Source organism: Sphingomonas donggukensis (genome assembly GCF_023674425.1).
Classification (GTDB): Bacteria; Pseudomonadota; Alphaproteobacteria; order Sphingomonadales; family Sphingomonadaceae; genus Sphingomonas; species Sphingomonas donggukensis.
The window spans coordinates 767,267-786,725 of sequence record NZ_CP098401.1; the positions used below are offsets into that span (position 1 = coordinate 767,267).

Here is a 19,459-nt window from a genome sequence, read left to right on the forward strand (position 1 = left end):
CAACGCAAGAGACTGACCGCGTCGCCACTTACCTGTCTCAGGACGCTCCCGCCGGGCGTGTCAGCGCGTCGAGATAGTCTTCCAGATTGGTGTAGCCGTCCCGGTTTCGGTCGCCGGCGCTGTCGTCCTTCGCGGGGTCAAGGCCATGTGCCTTTTCCCACGCATCGGGCATGCCGTCGCGGTCGGTGTCGCGGGGGGCGGGGCGGGAGGCGAGGGCGGGCCAGCCGCCCATGTCGTCCTGGCTGTCGATGATACGCCCGCTGCCGTCGCGCACGCCGGCGATTATGGCGGTGTCGATCGCGTCGCGCGCTCTGGATGCGCCCGCCCTCGCGAGGACGGCCTGCAACGGTCGCGGATCGGCGGTGACCGGGGCGACCTCGACCGGGGCGGAGAGGCGCCAGTTCGGGGCGATGCTGCCCTTGACGAGGGTCATCGGATCCGCCGGCGTCTGGCCGGCCATGCTATTGCCCGCGAAATAGCCGCGCGCCAGCGTGTTGCTTTCGTCGAAGGCGTAGCGGCCCCTGCTGTCCGGGCCCGGCAGATAGACGTTATCGATGAAATTGTAGCGCACCAGCGCGGCGGTGTCGGCGTCGTAGCCCGCGTGCGTGCCGCCCCAATTGTAGAATATGTTCGAGCGGAAATCGAAGCTGGCGCCGACGGGATCGACCTGCGGCCCGTCGTAATTGCCGGGGCGCGGCATGCGCGCGGCGTGGTTCGCCCAGAGGTTGTGGTGCCACGACGCCTTCGCCCCGCGACCGCCGCGGATCAGGCTCCCATAGCCGTGGTCGCCCTTCACATGCCCCGACCGGCGCAGCGAATTGGCGATGATCGACCATTGTACGGTCAGGTCGTACCAACCCTGGCTCGCGTCCTTGTAGTTGGCGGACGCGGAGAGCGTTTCGTCGACCGACCAACTGGCCGAGACGTGATCGAGGATGATGCGCCGCCCCGCGGTGACGGTGATCGCATCCTCCTGGCTTCGCGACACGTTGCCCAGGCGGGAGCGGATGTAGCGGATGACCACGTCGTCGGCGGCGACGACCAGGCTGTGGTCGCGCAGCGTGATGCCGTCGCCGGGCGCGGTCTGGCCTGCGATGGTGATGCGGGGCTCGCGAATCTTCAGTTCGCGCGTGAGGGCGATCGTGCCCGACAGGTCGAAGATCACCGTGCGCGGCCCCTTGGCCTCCACGGCGGCGCGCAGCGAGCCGGGGCCGTCGTCGGCGAGGGTCGTGACGTGGATCACCCGTCCGCCGCGCCCGCCGAGCGACAGCCACCCTGCACCCTCCGCACCCGGGAAGGCGACGACCGGGGCGGCTTGTGCGGCCAGCAGCGCGAGCAGGATCATGGGTAAAGCCTCTCCTCTTTCCGGGAGAGCATCGTCGTCGCGGTAACCGGTGTCAACTGCTGCGCGTTGCCTACAGCGGCGGCAGATTGGCCTTCAACTCCTCTAGCCAGACCCGCGCGGTGCCGTCCGAGGGCGCGCGCCAGTCCCCGCGCGGCGAGATCGCACCGCCGGCGGAGACCTTGGGTCCATTGGGCAGCGCCGACCGCTTGAACTGGCTGGTCTGGAAAAACCGCGTCAGGAACGCCTCGAGCCACCGCGCGATCGTCGCGAGGTCATAGGTGTTGCGGGCGTCGGCGGGCATGCCCTCGGGCCAGCGACCCGCCTCGGCATCGCGCCATGCGTGCCATGCGAGGAACGCGATCTTCGACGGCGGCAGGCCGTGGCGGATGATGTAATGGGCGAAGAAATCGTGGAGCTCATACGGGCCGATGCGGTCCTGCGTGCTCTGCATCGCGCCGTCCGCGCCCGCCGGTACCAGCTCGGGCGAGATTTCGGTGGCGAGGATCGCGTCCAGCACGCGGTCGGTTTCGGCATCGAACTGGTCGGTCGAGATCGCCCAGCGGATCAGGAACTGGATCAGCGTCTTGGGCACGCCGGCGTTGACGCCGTAATGGCTCATATGGTCGCCGACGCCATAGGTGCACCAGCCGAGCGCCAGTTCCGACAAGTCGCCGGTGCCGAGCACCATGCCGCCGTGCTGGTTGGCAAGGCGGAAGAGATAGTCGGTGCGCAGGCCGGCCTGCACATTCTCGAACGTTACGTCGTACACCGGTTCGCCGCCGGCATAGGGATGGCCGATGTCGGTGAGCATCTGTGTGGCCGCGGGGCGGATGTCGATTTCCGCCGCCGACACGCCGAGCGCGCGCATCAGGGCCCAGGCGTTGCCCTTCGTCCCCTCGCTCGTCGCAAAGCCGGGCAGGGTGTAGCCGAGGATTTCTGAGCGCGGGCGGCCCATGCGGTCGACCGCCTTGGCCGCGACGATCAGCGCGTGGGTGGAATCAAGTCCGCCCGACACGCCGACGACCAGCCGCTTCGCGCCGGTCGCCTCCAGCCGCTTGCGCAGGCCCTCGACCTGGATGTTGAACGCCTCGTAACAATCGGCGTCGCGCTTGGCGGGGGTATTCGGCACGAACGGGAAGCGGCGCAGGTCGCGGATCAGGCCGCGGTCCTCGAACGCGGGTTCATGCCCGAACATCACGCGGCGGAAGCGGGTTTCGGGATGGCCGCGCGCTGCGGCGGCGTCGTTGAAGGTGCCGGCGCGCATCCGCTCGAGCCGCAGCCGCTGGACGTCGACGTCGGCGACGACGATCTCGGTCGCCAGGTCGAAGCGTTCGCTTTCGGCCAGCAACTCGCCGAGTTCGTGGATCATCCCCTGGCCGTCCCAGGCGAGGTCGGTGGTGCTCTCGCCCGGGCCGGTCGCCGAATAGACGTAGGCGGCGACCGCGCGCGCGGACTGTGCGGCGGCGAGCAGCGCCCGTTCGCGGGCCTTGCCGATCACGATGTTCGACGCCGACAGGTTGGCGAGGATGAGTGCGCCGGCCAGCGCGCCGTCGGTCGAGGGAGGGGTGGGCGCCCAGAAATCCTCGCAGATTTCGACATGGAACACGAAATCGGGCAAGTCGTCGGCGGCGAAGATCAGGTCGGTACCGAACGGCGCCACCTGGCCTGCGACTTCGATGTCGAGGCCGGTGAGGCCGACGCCGGGGGCGAACCAGCGTTTCTCGTAATATTCGCGGTAGTTGGGCAGGAAGGTCTTTGGCACCACCCCCAGCACCCGCCCGCGCGCGATGGCGACCGCGCAATTGTAGAGGCGACCGTTCCGCGCGAGCGCCGAGCCGACCAGCAGCACCGCGCGCAGATCGACCGAGGCGGCGACCACTGCCGCGACCGCCGCGGCGCTGGCCGACACCTGCGCGTCCTGCAGATGCAGGTCGTCGATCGCATAGGACGTCAGGTTCAGTTCGGGGAAGACGAGCAGGTCGCAACCGGCTTCGTCGCCCTGCCGGGCGAGCGCGATGGTCGCCTCTGCATTGGCGGCGGCATCGCCGACGGTCGCGATCGGGGTGCAGGCGCCGACGCGGATCAGGCCGTGGGCGTGGATCGAATGGAAGCGGTGCGGTTCGGTCACCGCCCGGTCTTACGGCGCTTTGCAGTCAGCCGCTACACCTTGGCGGCGTAGATCATCCGGCCCTCGCCAAGCGCATCGAACACGGTCTGCAGCGCGGTTTCGCCGACCGCAAAACAGCCCTGGCTGCGCCCGAGCTTGCCGTGCGTCGCCAGCATGTCCTGATTCGAATACCAGGCGCCGTGGACGACGATCGCGCGCGAGAGGGCGTTGTTGTTGGTCGGATCGAGCCCGATCAGCCGCTGCGACCGGCCATGCTTGCCGACGTAATAGTCGCTCGCCAGGAAGGCGCCTTCGCACGAGGCGTTCGATCCGTCGTCGTTCGAGAATCGCTGGAGCCAGCCGGTGTGCGCCGGGTCGGATCCGCTGCCGTGCGCGACCAGCAGCGACGTGCTGCTGCCGTCGACCAGGTCGACCAGATGGAAGCGCGGGGTGGACGACGATGCCGCGAAATCGGCGATGGCCAGGCGGTCGTGCTTCGCAAGCGTCCCGCGGTGCTGGTCGAGCGAGGCGAGCGCGCGGCGGAACAGTTCGGGCCGGATGCCGAGCGGCGCGGTCGGCCGGGCCGCGACCTGGGCCGGCAAGGGCGCGGCGACGGGGGGCAGCGGGGCGGGGACGTGGCCGACCTGCGCGACTCGCTGCGCACAGCCCGGAATCACGATCGCGCTACCGACGACGAGGGCGCCTTTCAGAAACGCGCGGCGCGAGCTCGCCGGGTCGTGCGATTGCAGCATTCAGTCCGATCCACTGTTGATCTGGCGCATTAGATAGCAGCTATGCCGTGCAATTTCAGCCACTTGGTTCCCGCATTCTATCGCGGATAGGGCTCGCTTGGCCGTGGTGGCGCTGTTCCGCATCGGGACGCAGGCGGCTCGCGTTAACCATGCGATCCCGCTAAATAGCTGACAAGGCTCGGGCGAGGGGACGAGATGCGACGTCGGATGGCCGCGATATTAGGGATGTTGGCGGCGGCGTCGCTGTTCGGCGTTCCGGCATCCGCCGAACCGCGCCAGCCGGTGTCGCTGGAGGTGGCGGCGCAGTCGCTCGACGCAGGCCAATATTACTGGCGCGACGACGATCCCACCGCCGGAGAGATCGCGATCGTCATCAGCCGCAGCGCGCAGGTCGCCTATGTCTGGCGCGGGCAGGTGCTGATCGGCATCGCCAGCGTATCGACGGGAAAGCCCGGCAAGAGCACGCCGGTCGGCGCCTTCACCATCCTCCAGAAGCGCGTCTTCCACCGTTCGAACCTCTATTCGAACGCGCCGATGCCGTACATGCAGCGGCTAACGTGGGACGGCATCGCGCTGCACGCCGGGCATAATCCCGGCTATCCGGCCTCCCACGGCTGCGTGCGGCTGCCGCGCGCGTTCGCGGTCCTGCTCTACGGAGTCACGCGGATGGGCGGCGCGGTGGCGATCGTCGACGAGGATCGCCCGGTCGCACTGCCGGAGCGGCGCTTCCCGATCATCATCGCCGACGTCGGCGGTTTCGATAACGGCAATTTCGCCGAAGTGACGTGGCAGCCCGCGGATTTCGCCGCGATCGACCCGCCGCGCGAGACGCTGAGCGTGCGGGGCGACGAATGGATGGTGCCCGACGCGCTGCTCGACCTGCCGGCACGCGGCCGCCGGTTCTGACCCGCCGCTCAGCGCATCAGGATGGCGAGCAGCTCGTAATAATGGGCAAGCGGGACGGGGCTGTCGAACTGCGCGCCGATGCGTCCGCCCAACGCCCAGCGGACCTTTGCGGCGCGGTTGTTGAGGCCGGGCAGCATCACCCGGACTGCGTCGCCATCGGCCAGCGGCGATTCGCACCGCGCCATAAAGCCGTGGGGCGAGATGTTCACGACCAGCAACTGGAGCGAGCGGCCATCGGCATGGATCGCACGGGTGCGATAATGGACCTCGTCACGATCCTCACGCCGATCGTCCGATAGGGCCAGGTTGCCGATGGGCATGGTCAAGACTTCTCCGTCACGCCATCGGGGTTAGCGGCCAACCGGTAAAAAATGCCTGTACGAAAGGTGCTTAACGAAACCGATCGATCGATGGTTAGCCGCGCAGGATGCCGTGATGCTTCTTGCCGGCGGACAGGCGCACGTCGCCCGACACCGGTATCACAAAGGCTTCGTCGGCGATCTTCTCACCCCCGACGCGGGCGCCGCCGCCGGCGATCAGGCGTCGCGCCTCGCCCCGCGATTTCGCGAAATCGAGCGCGATCAGGGCGTCGACGATGCCGATGCTGCCACCGGTGACGATGTGGGTGGGGAGGGCCGCGCCCGATGCGCCTTCCTCGAACGTGCGGCGCGCGGTGTCGGCGGCCTCCTCGGCGGCAGCGCGCCCGCGGCACATCGCGGTCGCCTCGGTCGCGAGGATCTTCTTGGCCTCGTTGATCTCGGCGCCCGGGAGCGCCTCGAGCCGGGCGATCTCGTCCAGCGGCAGGTCGGTGAACAGCCGCAGGAACCGCCCGACGTCGCGGTCGTCGGTGTTGCGCCAGAATTGCCAGTAATCGAAGTGCGGCAGCTGATCCTCGTGCAGCCAGACGGCGCCGGCCATCGTCTTGCCCATCTTGCCACCGTCGGCGGTGGTGATGAGCGGGGTGGTCACGCCGAACACCTCGACCCCGTCCATCCGCCGCGTCAGCTCGATGCCGTTGACGATATTCCCCCACTGGTCGCTGCCGCCCATCTGCAACCGGCATGCCTGCCGCTTCGACAGCTCGCGGAAGTCGTAGGCCTGCAGGATCATGTAGTTGAATTCGAGGAAGGAGAGCGACTGCTCGCGGTCGAGCCTGAGCTTCACCGAATCGAAGCTGAGCATTCGGTTGACGCTGAAATGCTGGCCGACTTCGCGGAGGAACGGGATGTATTCGAGCGCGTCGAGCCACTCGGCATTGTCGAGCATGACCGCGTCGGTCGGGCCGTCGCCGAAGGTCAGGAAGCGTTCGAAGATCCGGCGGATCGCGGCGACATTCTCGCTCAGCCGATCCAGCGTCAGCATCTGGCGCGATTCTTCCTTGAACGACGGATCGCCGATCTTGCCGGTCCCGCCGCCCATCAGCACGATCGGCTTGTGCCCGGCCTGTTGCAGGCGGCGCAGCAGCATGATCTGAACGAGGCTGCCGACGTGAAGCGACGGCGCGGTGGGATCGAAGCCGATGTAGCCGGGCACGACCTCCTTCGCCGCCAGCGCATCGAGCGCGGCGGCGTCGGTCATCTGGTGGACGTAGCCGCGCGTCGTCAGGAGGCGGAGGAGGTCGGACTGGTAGGTCATTTCGGTCATGGCGCCGTCCCCGTAACCGTTCGGGTGGAGCTTGTCGAAGCCCTGTCCTTTCTTCTACGCGGGGGGCAAGGAAAGGACAGTGCTTCGACAGGCTCAGCACGAACGGGGTTAGCGTGATCCATCAACTAATATGTCATCCCGATACGCCAGCGCGATCGGTGAGCGGGGTGCAGGTAGAATGGAATGCAACTGACGAGGACGATGTGTCGCTCACCTTCGTCGTCATTGGCGTGGAGGCGGTCCGCCTGCCCGACATGATAGCGCCAGCGCGCGCCGACGAACTGTGGCGGACGACCTGTTTCGAGATGTTCTGGAAGCCGGACGGGGGCGACGCCTATGTCGAGTTCAACCTGTCGCCGTCGCTGGGCTGGGCGGCCTACCGCTTCGATCGCTATCGTGACCGGATGCGGGATTTGCCGCTGGTAATTGCGCCCCAGATCGAGCGAGTGCCCGGCGGTGTCGAGGTCGATATCGATCTGACGAGCGTGCCTCGCGGCCCTGCGACGATCGGCCTCTCCGCCGTCATCGAGGAAATCGACGGCACCAAATCCTATTGGGCGTTGCGCCACCCGGCGGGGCCGCCCGATTTCCATCATCCCGATTGCTTTGCGTTCGAACTCCCGGCAGTCGCATCCTCATGAATTTCGGTATCGATCGCCTGCTCGCCGACCCCGAGCTGCTTGGCCAGCTCAAGGGCCGCCGCGTCGCGCTGCTCGCGCATCCGGCGTCGGTGACCGCCGACCTGACGCACAGCCTCGACGCGCTGGTCGCTGCCGGCGTCAAGGTGACCGCGGCGTTCGGGCCGCAGCACGGGCTGCGCGGCGACAAGCAGGATAACATGATGGAATCGCCGGACTTCGACGATCCGGTCCACGGCGTGCCCGTCTTCAGCCTGTATGGAGAGGTTCGCCGACCGACCGGCCAGTCGATGCATACTTTCGATGTGCTGCTGGTCGATCTCCAGGATCTCGGCTGTCGCATCTACACCTTCATCACGACGCTGCTCTACGTCCTCGAAGCCGCCGCGCAGCACGGCAAGGAGGTGTGGGTGCTCGATCGCCCCAATCCCGCCGGTCGCCTGGTCGAGGGCACGACGCTCCTGCCGGGCTGGGAAAGCTTCGTCGGTGCCGGGCCGATGCCGATGCGTCACGGCATGACGCTGGGCGAGCTGGGCCGCTGGTTCGTCGATCACTACAAGCTCGACGTCGCGTACCGCGTGATCGAGATGGCGGGCTATGCGCCCGACGCGGGGCCCGGTTTCGGCTGGCCCGACGACCGCATCTGGATCAACCCCAGCCCCAATGCCCCCAACCTCAACATGGCGCGCGCCTATGCCGGCACCGTGATGCTGGAGGGAACGACGCTGAGCGAGGGACGCGGCACCACCCGTCCGCTCGAAATCTTTGGCGCGCCCGATATCGATGCGCGGGCGGTGATAGCGACGATGCGCGACCTGGCGCCGCAGTGGCTTGCCGGATGCGCTCTGCGCGAGATCAGTTTCGAGCCGACCTTCCACAAGCACGTCCACCAGTTGTGCCGTGGCGTCCATATCCATGCAGAGGGGGCCGGGTACGACCACCACGCCTTCCGACCGTGGCGGGTGCAGGCGCTGGCGTTCAAGGCGATCCGCGCGCTTCAGCCCGATTATCCGCTGTGGCGCGACTTTCCGTATGAATATGAATTCGGCAAGCTGGCGATCGACGTCATCAACGGCGGCCCCTCCTTGCGCGAATGGGTCGACGACGCCGCTGCGACCCCCGCCGAGCTCGACGCGCTGGCGCAGCCCGACGAGGCCGCGTGGCATGAAGCCCGCGCACCGTATCTGATCTACTGACGATGCTCGCCGGCCTGATCTTTGCGACCGAGGATGCGGAGGATCGCCCCGATGCGCTAGCCGCGACGTTGCCGTTCGGGGGCGGCACGCTGATCGAATATCAGGCGCGATTGTTGTCCGCGGTCGGGGTCGCGCATTTGCTGGTCGCGGTGTCGCGGGTGACGCCCGCGCTGCTCGGCGCGACGAGCCGGATCGCGGGGCGGGGCCTGACCGTCGATGTCGTGCGATCCGCAGAGGAAGCCGCCGCCAAGGTCCACCCGCTGGCGCAGGTCATCGTCGTCGCCGACGGGCTGGTGACGACCGACGCCGTGATCGAATGGATCGCGTCCGAAAGCCACGAGGCGCTGCTGGTGTCGCGCGACGGCGACGGTGCGGAGAGCGTCGAGCGCGTCGATTCATCGCACAGCTGGGCGGGGCTGGCGCGCGTGCCGGCGAAGCGACTGGCCGATGTCGCGGCGATGCCCGCCGATTACGACTTTCAGTCCACGCTGCTGCGCCAATCGGCACAGGCGCGGGCGGTGCAACTGCTGCTCCCCGCCGCCACCGCGCGCACCCGCCACGGGGTCGAGCGCAACGCCGCATCGCTGCTGCGCCGGTCGAAATCGGTGCTGGCCGCGCTCGGCGACCGGCGGACGGCGTGGATCGACCGGCTGGTGTTCACGCCGATCACCGGCTGGACATTGCCCCAACTGGTCGCGCGCGGGGTGCCGGGATGGGGGATGATCGCGGCAGCCGGCGCGGGCGTCGCCGCCACCCTCGCGCTGTTCTATCTGGCGATGCCGGCAGCGGCGCTGGGCGTGGCGGTGGGCACGACGGCGATCCTGTCGACCGGCGCGATGCTGAGCGGATTGCGCGGCGAGGACGGCCTGGCGCGCGTGCAGGAGCGTGCGATCGCCGCGCTGGCGGCGGCGGCGGTGTTGCTGCTGGGTGTCGGCGGCTGGCGTGCGGAAGGGACCGCGACCGCGCTCGCCCTTGCGGTGTCGCTGGTCGCGACGGCGGCATTGGCGGAGCGCGCGCCGGCGCCGCGCCGCCGCTGGTGGGCGACACCCGCCGCCTATCCGCTGATCCTGCTGCCCTTTGCGATCGGCGGGGTCGCGACGATCGGCCTTGCCGCCGCGCTCGCCTATGCTTTCGCCACGCTGGGGTCGGCAATCGAGGCGCTGCGGGCAAAGCCTTAGGAACGCTTTAACCGCAGTTGCCGTAGTCGAGAGGCCATGCCGGACCCATCCGACACGTCCCGCGGAGGCCCAGCCTTCGGCGCGCGCGAGTTGATCGCTCGCGCCGCGGGGGCCGATCTGCGTGCGCGGACGGCGATGGCCGCCGCGATCGACGATGCCTTCGTGGCGCCCGACGCGCGGCTGGACGATCGCACGCGCGCGGCGTTCGGCACGCTGATCGTGCAGCTGGCATCCTCGATCGAAGGCGAATTGCGCGACCATGCCGCGCGGTTGCTGACCGCCAGGGGCGCCGCGGCGATTGCCGATGCGCTGCGGCGGGACGACGCGCCCGTCGCCGACCGGCTGATCGCTGCGGGATTGCTGCGCGATGTCGATTTTGCAGGCGAGTGCCTGGCCCGGGTGCGGCTGGAACTGCTTGCCGCCGCGCTGCCGTTCGACACCGCGGTCGAAGGCGCGGCGCCGAGCCTGCTTGCACGCCTGGCGCGCAGCAGCGACCGGGTTGCCGCCGCCGCTGCCGCCGCGGTACTGACCGGCGAAAGCGCACGCCGGAGTGCCGCCGACGGCGGGGCGACGACCGGAACCGGCCTGCCGCACCCGCTGCATGCGCGGCTGGTATGGTGGGTCGCCGCAACGATTCGCGAGCGGATCGCGGGCGACGGGCGCAGCGACATTGCGAACGCCGACCGCGCGATTGCCGAGGCGGCGCTCCGCAACATCGCCGCGGAGGGGGATGCCGAGCGGCTGGAAGCGGCGGCGATGCGGCTGGCGCAGGCGATCGACGCGCAGCCCGCCGAACTGCCGGCGCTGGTCGAGGAGGCGTTGCGCGACCGGCGACCGTTGCTGTTCACCGCCCTGCTCGCACGGGCACTGGGGCTCGATTATGATCTGGCGCGCGAAATGGTGATCGATCCGGCGGGCGAGCGGCTGTGGCTGGCGCTGCGCGCGCTCGACCTGCCGCGCGACCTGATCGCGCGCATCGGCTTCCTGTTGAGCGAGGCCGACCCGCGCCGCGATGTCGAGGCGTTCGCCGACATGCTCGACGGAGTCATGGCGGTTGCGAGCGACGAGGCGCGGGCGGCGATCGCGCCGATGACGCTGCATCCCGAATTCCGCGCGGCGATGATGGCGCTCGATATCGGGGGGCGACGCGCATGAACGCGCTCGATCCCGGCCTGCAATCCGCCATCGCCCGGACCGATCGCGACGGGCGACTGGTCGAGGCCGACCCACGCTTCCTCGATCTGCTGGCGCATGCCGGCGGGGGCGGTATCGGCGAGCCGGTGTCGGCACCCGAGATCGCCGCGCTCGACCGGCTGGCACGACGGTTGGGCATTGCGGTCGCACGGACGATCGTGGTGGCGGACGGGGAGGACGATCTGGAGCTGCAGGTGCGGGTCGAACCGGTGGCTGATGGCACGGTGATCGAGGCCGGCGGCTGGCGTCCGCGTCCGGCGTGGCGCCCGGCGATCGCCGCCCCGCACCGCGACGGTGAGTTCCTGCGGACCGAGGCGGACTGGCTGTGGGAAAGCGATTCGGCGCTGCGCATCACGCATATCTCGCTGGATGCCGGGCATCGCTACGGTTTCGACGCAGCGGCGATGCTGGGGCAGCCCTTGGTGTCGCTGTTTGCGCTCGCCGAGGACCGCGACGGTAATTTCCCGATCCTGGGCGCGGTCGCGGCGCAGATGCGCTTCGACCGGCAGGAGGCCGAATTGCGCGGCACCGGGCGGCGGGTGCGGTTGTCCGCCGATCCGCGCACCGACGGGCGCGGGCGGTTTGCAGGGTTCGCGGGCGCGGTTCGGATGCTCGATGTGGAAGCGAGCCTACCAGACGATGGCGCTTTTCCCGACGGGTTCGGCGTGCAGCTCGACCGCTCGCTGCGCGGGCCGCTGCAGCGCATCGTCGCCAACGCCAGCAGCATGAGCGCTCGGGTCGAGGGGCCGCTGGCCGACGTCTATACCGATTACGCCGACGACATCGCTACCGCCGGGCGTCACCTGCTCGGGCTGGTCGACGATCTGGTCGATCTGGAAGCGGTCGAACGCGCCGACTTCAGCGTCGAGGTGGAGGGCATCGACCTCGCCGATATCGCGCGCCGGGCAGCGGGGTTGCTCGGGGTGCGGGCGAGCGAAGGCGACGTGCGCATCGACCGGCCCGCGACCGAGGAAGCCGTCCCCGCCACCGGCGAATTCCGCCGCGCCTTGCAGGTACTCGTCAATCTGATCGGCAACGCCGTGCGCTATTCGCCGTCGGGCGGGATGGTCTGGGTGCGCGCCGAGCAGGACGGGGCGGAGGCGCGCGTGATCGTCGCCGATCAGGGCAAGGGGATCGCCGCGGAAGACCAGGCGATGATCTTCGAGAAATTCGGGCGGGTCGATCCGGGCGAGGCGGGCGGCAGCGGCCTTGGCCTCTACATCTCGCGCCGGCTCGCCCGCGCGATGGGCGGCGACATCGTCGTCGACAGCGCGCCCGGGCAGGGCGCGCGCTTCGTCTTCACGCTGCCGGCGCGGTGACTTCAGCGGCGGATGCGCCGCCCCGCGATCACCACCACCAGTCCGACGACCGCCAGGATCGCGCCGCGCGTGACCCAGGGACTCTGATCGATCATGAAGCTCGACGCCGGCCAGCGGACGTAGCCGAGCCCCTGGCCGATCCACAGCAGCCCCATCGCGGCCATCAGCAGCCCGACGACGATCACGACGCCGCGCAGCATGTCAGCGGTCGCCGATCGGCGTGTAGGCGCGCTCGGTCGGGCCGGTGTAGAGCTGGCGCGGACGCCCGATCTTCTGCTCCGGATCCGAAATCATCTCGTTCCACTGCGCGACCCAGCCGACCGTGCGGGCAAGCGCGAACAGCACGGTGAACATCGTCGTCGGGAAACCGATCGCCGACAGGATCACGCCCGAATAGAAATCGACGTTCGGGAACAGCTTCTTCTCGACGAAATACGGGTCGTTGAGCGCCATTTCCTCGAGCTGGAGCGCGACGTCGAACACCGGGTCGCTGACGTTCATCGCCGCGAACACCTCGCGCACCGTCTTCTGCATGACCGTCGCGCGCGGATCGTAATTCTTGTACACGCGGTGGCCGAAACCCATCAGGCGGAACGGGTCGTTCTTGTCCTTGGCGCGCGCGATATATTCCGGAATCCGGTCGGGCGTGCCGATCTCGCGCAGCATGTTGAGCGCGGCTTCGTTCGCGCCGCCGTGCGCCGGCCCCCACAGGCAGGCGATGCCCGCGGCGATGCACGCGAACGGGTTGGCCCCCGACGATCCCGCGAGGCGCACGGTCGAGGTCGATGCGTTCTGCTCGTGATCTGCGTGGAGGATGAAGATCCGGTCCATCGCCCGCTCGATCACCGGATCGACGACATATTCCTCCGCCGGCACGCCGAACGTCATGCGCAGGAAATTGCCGGTGTAGCTGAGGTTGTTGTCGGGATAGAGGAACGGCTGGCCGACGCTGTACTTGTAGGCCATCGCCGCGATCGTCGGCATCTTGGCGATCAGGCGGTGCGACGCGATCATGCGCTGCCGCGGATCGGTGATGTCTGTCGAGTCGTGATAGAAGGCCGAGAGCGCACCGACGACGCCGCACATGATCGCCATCGGGTGCGCGTCGCGCCGGAACCCGCGGTAGAAGGTCGCGAGCTGTTCGTGCAGCATCGTGTGGCGGCTGATTGTGTGGGTGAACTTGTCGAGCTCGGCCTGGGTCGGCAGCTCGCCGTTCAGTAGCAGATGGCTGACTTCCATGAACGACGACTTCTCGGCCAGCTCGCCGATCGGATAGCCCCGGTGAAGCAGCACGCCTTCGTCGCCGTCGATGTAGGTCAGCGCCGATTCGCAGGAAGCCGTGCTGGTGAAGCCGGGGTCGTAGGTGAACATCCCCGTCTTCGCATACAGCTTGCGGATGTCGACCACATCCGGGCCGACGCTGCCCGACATCACCGGATAATCGCCATCGCCGATCTTCAGGGTGGTGTCGGTCATGCAGTGCGTCCTTTCGTTCGTGTCGCCCGGCGGCGCGATCGCTGTGCGACCGGCTCAGGCCATCTGGTCGGCGATCCGGCTCAGGCTCTCGTCGCGCCCGAGCAGATCGAGCACGTCGAAGATCCCGGGCGAGGTCTTGCGGCCGACGAGCGCGGCGCGCAGCGGCTGCGCGACCGCGCCGAGCTTGACGCCCGCCGCCTCGGCAACCTCGCGGACCGCCGTTTCGAGAGCCTCCGTATCCCAGTGCCCGACGGCGTCAAGCGCGGCGTGCAACCGGGTCAGCAGCGCCCGTGCGTCACCCTCTAGCAGAGCGGCTGCGGCTTCGTCCATTTCCAGTGGGCGGGTGCGAAACAGGAAGCCTGCCGCGTCCGCCAGATCGAGGATGTTGGCCGCACGCGGCTTCAACGACGCTATGCTGCGTCGCAACAGCTCGCGCTGCTCGACCGAAGGTTCGAACCCTAGGTGCAGGGCGGCCAGATCGGCTAGCCGCGCGTCGTCGGCGGCGCGGATGTAATGACCGTTCAGGTTCTCCAGCTTCTTCGTATCGAACCGAGATGGTGATTTACCGACCCCGTCGAGGTCGAACCACTCGATCGCCTGTTCGCGCGAGATGATCTCATCGTCGCCGTGGCCCCAGCCGAGGCGAAGGAGGTAGTTAAACAGCGCCTCGGGCAGGATGCCCAGTTCGTCGCGGTACGCATCGACGCCCATCGCGCCGTGTCGCTTCGAGAGTTTCGCGCCGTCCGAACCGTGAATCAGCGAGATATGCGCATAGGTGGGTTCGGGCCAGCCCATTGCGCGGTAGATCGGCAACTGGCGAAACGCGTTGTTCAGATGATCGTCGCCGCGGATGACGTGGGTCACGCCCATGTCGTGATCGTCGACTACGACCGCGAGCATATAGGTCGGCGTGCCGTCCGAACGGAGCAGCACGAGATCGTCGATCTCGCTGTTCTGGACGACCACGGTGCCCTGGACCAGATCGTCGATCGCAATGGCCCCGGCGTCCGTCGGGGCCTTGAGGCGGATCACATGCGGTGCGGACGGATCGTCGGGCGAACGATCGCGCCACGGGGAACGGATACGCAGCGGCTTTTTCGCCGCCATCGCCTCCTCGCGCATCGCGGCGAGCTCGTCCTGCGTCAGGTAGCAGCGGTACGCCGCGCCCTTCTGGAGCATCTCCATCGCCACCGCGGCGTGGCGGTCGGCGCGGGTGAACTGGTAGATTTCCCGACCGTCCCAGTCGAGGCCGAGCCAGCGCATCCCGTCCAGGATCGCGTCGATCGCGCCTTGGGTCGAGCGCGCACGATCGGTGTCCTCGATCCGCAGCAGGAACTTGCCGCCATGATGGCGGGCGAACAGCAGATTGAACAGCGCGGTGCGCGCGCCGCCGATGTGGAGATAGCCGGTCGGCGAGGGCGCGAAACGCGTCACGACGGGGCGCGTCGCGGCGCCGTCGGAATTGGTGCCAGAGGCAGGTGTTGCGCCCAAGCGGCGATGCTCCCAGAGTTGCGGAATCCATGGCCAGTCCAGCCGCCGCGCGCCCTAGCATGCACCTTTCGCGGCTTCAAACGCCGCGCGCGTGGCGCTGGCCGTCGCTCGAGGGGTGGCTGGAAGCCGAGCGCGATCAGCTGGTGCTGTGGATCCCGGTGATGCTGGGCGGCGGGATCGCCGCGTGGTTCGTCCTGCCCGATGCCGCCGCGTGGACCGCGTTTGTCCTCGCCGGCATCGCGGTCGCGGTGGCGGGTGTCGTGTTTCCGCTCGGCGGACGGGCGGGGCGGGTGCTGCTGATCGCCGGGCTGGCGGCGGCGCTGGGTTGTGCGTTGGTGTGGTGGCGGGCGGAGCGGGTGGCGGCGCCGGTGCTCGCGCGCGCGGCAATCGCGGAATTCACTGCAAGGGTCGAGCGGATCGACGCGCTGGCGGCGCGCGATCTGGTGCGGCTGAGACTGGCGCCGGTCGGGGCGGTCGGACTGCCCGGGCGGGTGCGGGTCAATCTGGCGACGAAGGACGTGCCCGCGGGGCTGACACGCGGTGCGGTGGTCCGCCTGCGCGCGCGGCTGATGCCGCCACCGGGCGCCGCGGTGCCGGGAGCCTATGATTTCGCGCGCGTCGCATGGTTCGATGGATTGGGGGCGACCGGGCGCGGCGTCGCGCCGGTCACGATCGTCCGCGCAGGGGAAGCGCCGGGCGGCGACCTGCGCGCGCGGTTGTCGGCGCATATTCAGTCGCGGGTGCCGGGCGGCGGCGGTGCGATCGCCGCGAGCCTCGCCACCGGCGATCAGGGTGGCATCCCCGACGACGACGCGGAGGCGATGCGGCGCTCGGGGCTGGCTCACCTTTTGTCGGTGAGCGGGCTGCACATCACCGCGGTCGTCGGCGCGACGATGCTGATCGTGCTGCGGTTGCTGGCGCTTAGTCCGTGGGCGGCGCTGCACTGGCGATTGCCACTGGTCGCGGCGGGGGCGGGGGCGCTGGCGGCGATCGGCTACACGCTGCTGACCGGGAGCGAGGTGCCGACGGTGCGTAGCTGCATCGCCGCACTGCTGGTGCTGGCGGCACTGGCGCTGGGGCGGGAGGCAGTGACGTTGCGGCTGGTGGCGGCGGGGGCGCTCGTCGTGCTGCTGATCTGGCCGCAGGCGGTGGTGGGCGCGAGCTTCCAGCTGTCGTTCGCCGCGGTCACCGCCATCGTGGCGCTGCATGAAAGCGTGGTCGTGCGCGGATGGTTTGCCCCACGCGAAGAGGGCGGGGGGCGACGCCTGCTGCGCAGCCTCGCGTCGTTGCTGGCGACGGGCCTGATCGTCGAGCTGGCGCTGATGCCGATCGGGCTGTTCCATTTCCACAAGGCCGGCGCGTACGGCGCGCTGGCCAACATCGTCGCGATTCCGCTGACGACGTTCGTGGTGATGCCGCTGGAGGTGGTGGCGCTGTTGCTCGACACGGTCGGGCTGGGCGCGCCGGTCTGGTGGCTGGCGGGCAGGACGCTCGCGCTGCTGCTGTGGATCGCCCACACCACCGCCAATGCCCCCGGTGCGGTCGCGGCGTTGCCGGCGATGCCGCGGGGGGCGTTCGGGCTGATGGCGGTCGGCGGGCTTTGGATCGCCCTGTGGCGGACGCGGGTGCGGTTCGCCGGCGTCCTGCCGCTGGTCGTGGGGGCGGTGTGGGCCTTTGCCACCCCGCCGCCCGACCTGATCGTGACCGGAGACGGGCGACATCTGGCGATCCGCACGCGCGATGGAGGCATGGCGCTGCTGCGGGAGCGGGCGGGCGACTATGTCCGCGACCTGCTTGCGGAGGGCGGCGGGGTGGACGGAGAGTTGCCGGCGATCGACGACATTGCCGGCGCGCGCTGCAACAGCGACCTGTGCCTGATGCGCTTCGCCGGGCGGGCGTCGGTGCTCGCGACTCGCAGCGGATATTTCGTCGAGCCGCTGCCGCTTATCCGCCTCTGCCGCAAGGTCGATATCGTCGTCAGCGATCGGACCTTGCCAAGGGGTTGCAAGCCGGCGTGGCTGAAGCTCGACCGCGGGTATCTGAAGGCATCGGGCGGCGTGACCGTAAGTTTCGACCCGCCCCGGATCGTCAGTGTCGCGGGTCAGGCCGGCGACCACCCTTGGGTGCGCCCTGCGACCATCATGCCGCCACTGCCGCCCCGGCCCCCGCGCAAAAGTCGCTCACGCGACGGGCACCCCGCAGCGGTCGCTCCGGACGTCCGCGCTTCACGAACGCAGATGGCGCACAGACGCGACGGGCAGTCCGCAGCCGCAGACCCTCAATAGCGCCGCAGCAGCCCGGCGAGTTTGCCCTGCACCCGCACCTTGCGCGAATCGTACCGCTGGGCGTCATAGTTGCGGTTGGCGGGGTCGAGGCGGACCATCGTGCCCTCGCGGTGGAAGGTCTTCAGCGTCGCCTCATGCTCGTCGATCAGCGCCACGACGATATCGCCGTCGCGTGCCGTCTCGGTCCGCTTGATGAGCGCATAGTCGCCGTCGAGGATACCCTTCTCAACCATCGAATCGCCCGACACCTCCAGCGCGTAATGTTCCCCCGATCCGAGCAAAGCCGCGGGGACGGGAAGCATCGTTGCGCCCTCCATCGCCTCGATCGGCATACCCGCGGCGATGCGACCGTGAAGCGGGATTTCGATGACATCGTTGGCCGGTGCCGGCGGCGCCTTGCCCGCGAATATTGACAAAGTTGACGGTTGTGCGGGCCTCGCCTCGGCCTTCTTCTTCGGCTCGGCACGCTCGGGCATCTTGATGACTTCTAGCGCGCGGGCGCGGTTCGCGAGGCGGCGCAGGAAGCCCCGCTCCACCAGCGCGGAAATCAGCCGATGCACGCCCGACTTCGACTTCAGCTCCAGCGCGTCCTTCATCTCCTCGAACGACGGAGAAATCCCGGTTTCGTTCAGGCGATCGGCGATGAAGCAGATAAGTTCGTGCTGCTTCTTGGTGAGCATGGGATGGCCTCCGCCGGGAACAGACGACGAACGTTTATGTATTGTTCCACGCCCTGTCAAGCGAGCATGAGGATGTCCACGACGTCGCCGCTGTCCGCCTTTGGGGCATGTGGCGCGCGCACGACGAGGCAGGTGGACCGGGCGAGGGTCCGCAGCATCGAGCTGTCCTGGATTGCCGCAACATGGACGCGCCCTTCGACCAGCACGGCGCGGAGATAATCGGTGCGCTCTCCATTGGCGGGCAGGCGCTCGCCCAGCCGCGCCTGAAGCTTGGCGGGGAAGGGGAGCGTCGCGCCTGCCATCGCCGCAATAAGGGGGCGCAGGAACAGCGTCGATGTAACGAACGCCGACACCGGATTGCCGGGCAACCCGAGGACCACCGTGTCGCGCATCCGCCCGGCCATCATCGGCTTCCCCGGGCGCAGCGCGATCCGCCAGAAATCGAGCGCCGCTCCCGCTGATTCGAGGGCGGGCCGGACGAGGTCGTGGTCGCCGACCGAGGCGCCGCCGGTGGTGACGAGAATGTCGGCATCGACGGCGGCGAAGGCGTCGGTCAGCACGTCCAGCCGATCGGGGAGGATGCCGAGCGGCACGATTTCGACCGGTTGGTCGGCGATCAGGGCCGCGATCATCAGCGAATTGCTTTCGGGCAACTGGCCCGCGGCGAGCGGCGTGCCGGGCGGCACGAGTTCGTCGCCGGTGGCGGCGATGGCGACGCGGATCGGCCGGCGAACCGGGAGCGCGGCGTGGCCCGCGACCCCGGCCAGCGCCAGCCGGGCGGGGGTCAGCCGCTCGCCCGCGGCGACCAGAACGTCGCCCTGCGCGAAGTCGAGCCCGCGGCGGCGGACGTTGCCGCCGGGCCCGCGCGGGCCTTCGCCGGCGAGCGTGAGCGTGTCGCCGTCGCGCGCGACTTCCTCCTGCACCAGAACGCAGTCGGCGCCCGCGGGCATCTGTGCCCCGGTGAAGATGCGCACTGCCTCGCCAGGCGCGACCGGGCTGGCGAACGGCAGCCCCGCCGCGCTTTCGCCGATTACGCGCATCGGTGCGGTGCGGTCGGCGAAGCGAATAGCATAGCCGTCCATCGCCGACAGGTCGGCAGCGGGCTGGGTGCGGAGCGCAACGAGGTCGGAGGCGGCCCAGCGTCCGGCGGCGTCGGCTAGCGGCACGCTTTCCCCGGCGATCGGCGGGGCGAGTGCCAGCAGGCGGGATTGGGCTTCGGTAACGGGGAGCAGGGACATGCGCCCCGCT

At 69.1% G+C, this 19,459-nt stretch carries 17 protein-coding genes; 7 read left to right on the top strand and 10 right to left on the bottom strand.

What is annotated here, in order from left to right; genetic code table 11:
• Window positions 1-37: 37 nt before the first annotated feature.
• The 3 genes from M9980_RS03770 to M9980_RS03780 form a co-directional block, all read right to left on the bottom strand.
• A complete protein-coding gene (locus tag M9980_RS03770) occupies window positions 38-1,345 on the bottom strand; it encodes a pectate lyase family protein (protein ID WP_250753479.1) in 1,308 nt (435 codons plus the stop codon).
• Between the two features lie 70 nt (window positions 1,346-1,415).
• A complete protein-coding gene (locus tag M9980_RS03775) occupies window positions 1,416-3,473 on the bottom strand; it encodes an NAD(+) synthase (protein WP_250753481.1) in 2,058 nt (685 codons plus the stop codon).
• A 32-nt stretch (window positions 3,474-3,505) separates the two neighbouring features.
• Entirely contained in the window at window positions 3,506-4,204 is a 699-nt protein-coding gene (locus tag M9980_RS03780; RefSeq protein WP_250753483.1) for a murein L,D-transpeptidase catalytic domain family protein, read from the bottom strand.
• Between the two features lie 195 nt (window positions 4,205-4,399).
• On the opposite strand from M9980_RS03780, the gene M9980_RS03785 reads away from it, so the two are divergent.
• The gene (locus M9980_RS03785) at window positions 4,400-5,110 is read left to right on the top strand and encodes a L,D-transpeptidase family protein (protein ID WP_250753484.1); all 711 of its coding nucleotides are present in this window, start codon (window positions 4,400-4,402) and stop codon (window positions 5,108-5,110) included.
• Between the two features lie 8 nt (window positions 5,111-5,118).
• Here M9980_RS03785 and M9980_RS03790 read toward each other — a convergent pair whose 3' ends face one another.
• The gene (locus M9980_RS03790; protein WP_250755050.1) at window positions 5,119-5,430 is read right to left on the bottom strand and encodes a PilZ domain-containing protein; all 312 of its coding nucleotides are present in this window, start codon (window positions 5,428-5,430) and stop codon (window positions 5,119-5,121) included.
• A gap of 94 nt (window positions 5,431-5,524) precedes the next feature.
• On the bottom strand, window positions 5,525-6,754 hold the full coding sequence (tyrS, locus tag M9980_RS03795) for a tyrosine--tRNA ligase (RefSeq protein ID WP_250753486.1): 1,230 nt from the start codon (window positions 6,752-6,754) through the stop codon (window positions 5,525-5,527).
• Window positions 6,755-6,957: 203 nt separating this feature from the next.
• Here tyrS and M9980_RS03800 point away from each other — a divergent pair, with 203 nt between their 5' ends.
• From M9980_RS03800 to M9980_RS03820, 5 genes are all read left to right on the top strand, one after another.
• Window positions 6,958-7,395, top strand: a complete 438-nt coding sequence (locus M9980_RS03800) for a DOMON-like domain-containing protein (RefSeq protein WP_250753488.1) — start codon at window positions 6,958-6,960, stop codon at window positions 7,393-7,395.
• Window positions 7,392-8,588: an exo-beta-N-acetylmuramidase NamZ family protein gene (locus M9980_RS03805; RefSeq protein WP_250753490.1), complete on the top strand. Its 1,197-nt coding sequence runs from the start codon at window positions 7,392-7,394 to the stop codon at window positions 8,586-8,588. The genes M9980_RS03800 and M9980_RS03805 overlap by 4 nt, the downstream gene beginning before the upstream one ends.
• Before the next feature lie 2 nt (window positions 8,589-8,590).
• Window positions 8,591-9,766 (top strand): hypothetical protein, encoded by a 1,176-nt coding sequence (locus M9980_RS03810; protein WP_250753492.1) that lies wholly within the window; start codon window positions 8,591-8,593, stop codon window positions 9,764-9,766.
• A gap of 135 nt (window positions 9,767-9,901) precedes the next feature.
• The gene (locus M9980_RS03815; protein WP_250753495.1) at window positions 9,902-10,921 is read left to right on the top strand and encodes a DUF2336 domain-containing protein; all 1,020 of its coding nucleotides are present in this window, start codon (window positions 9,902-9,904) and stop codon (window positions 10,919-10,921) included.
• Window positions 10,918-12,279, top strand: coding sequence for a sensor histidine kinase (locus M9980_RS03820; RefSeq protein ID WP_250753497.1), 1,362 nt, complete (start codon window positions 10,918-10,920; stop codon window positions 12,277-12,279). The genes M9980_RS03815 and M9980_RS03820 overlap by 4 nt, the downstream gene beginning before the upstream one ends.
• 2 nt (window positions 12,280-12,281) lie before the next feature.
• Here the strand turns inward: M9980_RS03820 and M9980_RS03825 are convergent, their stop codons facing one another.
• Genes M9980_RS03825 through gltX form a run of 3 tightly spaced genes read right to left on the bottom strand, consistent with a single transcriptional unit; the run spans window position 12,282 to window position 15,189 of the window.
• A complete protein-coding gene (locus M9980_RS03825) occupies window positions 12,282-12,479 on the bottom strand; it encodes a hypothetical protein (protein WP_250753500.1) in 198 nt (65 codons plus the stop codon).
• Between the two features lies 1 nt (window position 12,480).
• Window positions 12,481-13,755 carry a citrate synthase gene (locus M9980_RS03830; RefSeq protein ID WP_250753503.1) on the bottom strand — a complete coding sequence of 425 codons (1,275 nt, stop codon included), beginning with the start codon at window positions 13,753-13,755 and terminating at the stop codon, window positions 12,481-12,483.
• A gap of 54 nt (window positions 13,756-13,809) precedes the next feature.
• Window positions 13,810-15,189 (bottom strand): glutamate--tRNA ligase, encoded by a 1,380-nt coding sequence (gltX, locus tag M9980_RS03835; RefSeq protein WP_250753506.1) that lies wholly within the window; start codon window positions 15,187-15,189, stop codon window positions 13,810-13,812.
• A gap of 116 nt (window positions 15,190-15,305) precedes the next feature.
• Between gltX and M9980_RS03840 the strand changes: the two genes are divergently transcribed.
• A complete protein-coding gene (locus tag M9980_RS03840) occupies window positions 15,306-17,531 on the top strand; it encodes a ComEC/Rec2 family competence protein (RefSeq protein ID WP_250753508.1) in 2,226 nt (741 codons plus the stop codon).
• Here the strand turns inward: M9980_RS03840 and lexA are convergent.
• Together lexA and M9980_RS03850 are read right to left on the bottom strand one after the other, a co-directional pair.
• The gene (lexA, locus tag M9980_RS03845) at window positions 17,525-18,211 is read right to left on the bottom strand and encodes a transcriptional repressor LexA (protein ID WP_250753510.1); all 687 of its coding nucleotides are present in this window, start codon (window positions 18,209-18,211) and stop codon (window positions 17,525-17,527) included. The two genes, M9980_RS03840 and lexA, sit on opposite strands and share 7 nt — an antisense overlap.
• Before the next feature lie 56 nt (window positions 18,212-18,267).
• On the bottom strand, window positions 18,268-19,449 hold the full coding sequence (locus tag M9980_RS03850) for a molybdopterin molybdotransferase MoeA (RefSeq protein WP_250753513.1): 1,182 nt from the start codon (window positions 19,447-19,449) through the stop codon (window positions 18,268-18,270).
• Between the last annotated feature and the right edge of the window lie 10 nt (window positions 19,450-19,459).

Coding starts and splice junctions, on each gene's coding strand:
- M9980_RS03770 (WP_250753479.1), bottom strand. CDS start 1,345: ATGATCCTGCTCGCGCTGCTGGCCGCACAAGCCGCCCCGGTCGTCGCC.
- M9980_RS03780 (WP_250753483.1), bottom strand. CDS start 4,204: ATGCTGCAATCGCACGACCCGGCGAGCTCGCGCCGCGCGTTTCTGAAA.
- M9980_RS03840 (WP_250753508.1), top strand. CDS start 15,306: ATGCACCTTTCGCGGCTTCAAACGCCGCGCGCGTGGCGCTGGCCGTCG.
- lexA (WP_250753510.1), bottom strand. CDS start 18,211: ATGCTCACCAAGAAGCAGCACGAACTTATCTGCTTCATCGCCGATCGC.
- M9980_RS03810 (WP_250753492.1), top strand. CDS start 8,591: ATGCTCGCCGGCCTGATCTTTGCGACCGAGGATGCGGAGGATCGCCCC.
- tyrS (WP_250753486.1), bottom strand. CDS start 6,754: ATGACCGAAATGACCTACCAGTCCGACCTCCTCCGCCTCCTGACGACG.
- M9980_RS03815 (WP_250753495.1), top strand. CDS start 9,902: ATGGCCGCCGCGATCGACGATGCCTTCGTGGCGCCCGACGCGCGGCTG.
- M9980_RS03820 (WP_250753497.1), top strand. CDS start 10,918: ATGAACGCGCTCGATCCCGGCCTGCAATCCGCCATCGCCCGGACCGAT.
- M9980_RS03830 (WP_250753503.1), bottom strand. CDS start 13,755: ATGACCGACACCACCCTGAAGATCGGCGATGGCGATTATCCGGTGATG.
- M9980_RS03805 (WP_250753490.1), top strand. CDS start 7,392: ATGAATTTCGGTATCGATCGCCTGCTCGCCGACCCCGAGCTGCTTGGC.
- M9980_RS03790 (WP_250755050.1), bottom strand. CDS start 5,430: ATGCCCATCGGCAACCTGGCCCTATCGGACGATCGGCGTGAGGATCGT.
- M9980_RS03785 (WP_250753484.1), top strand. CDS start 4,400: ATGCGACGTCGGATGGCCGCGATATTAGGGATGTTGGCGGCGGCGTCG.
- M9980_RS03825 (WP_250753500.1), bottom strand. CDS start 12,479: ATGCTGCGCGGCGTCGTGATCGTCGTCGGGCTGCTGATGGCCGCGATG.
- M9980_RS03850 (WP_250753513.1), bottom strand. CDS start 19,449: ATGTCCCTGCTCCCCGTTACCGAAGCCCAATCCCGCCTGCTGGCACTC.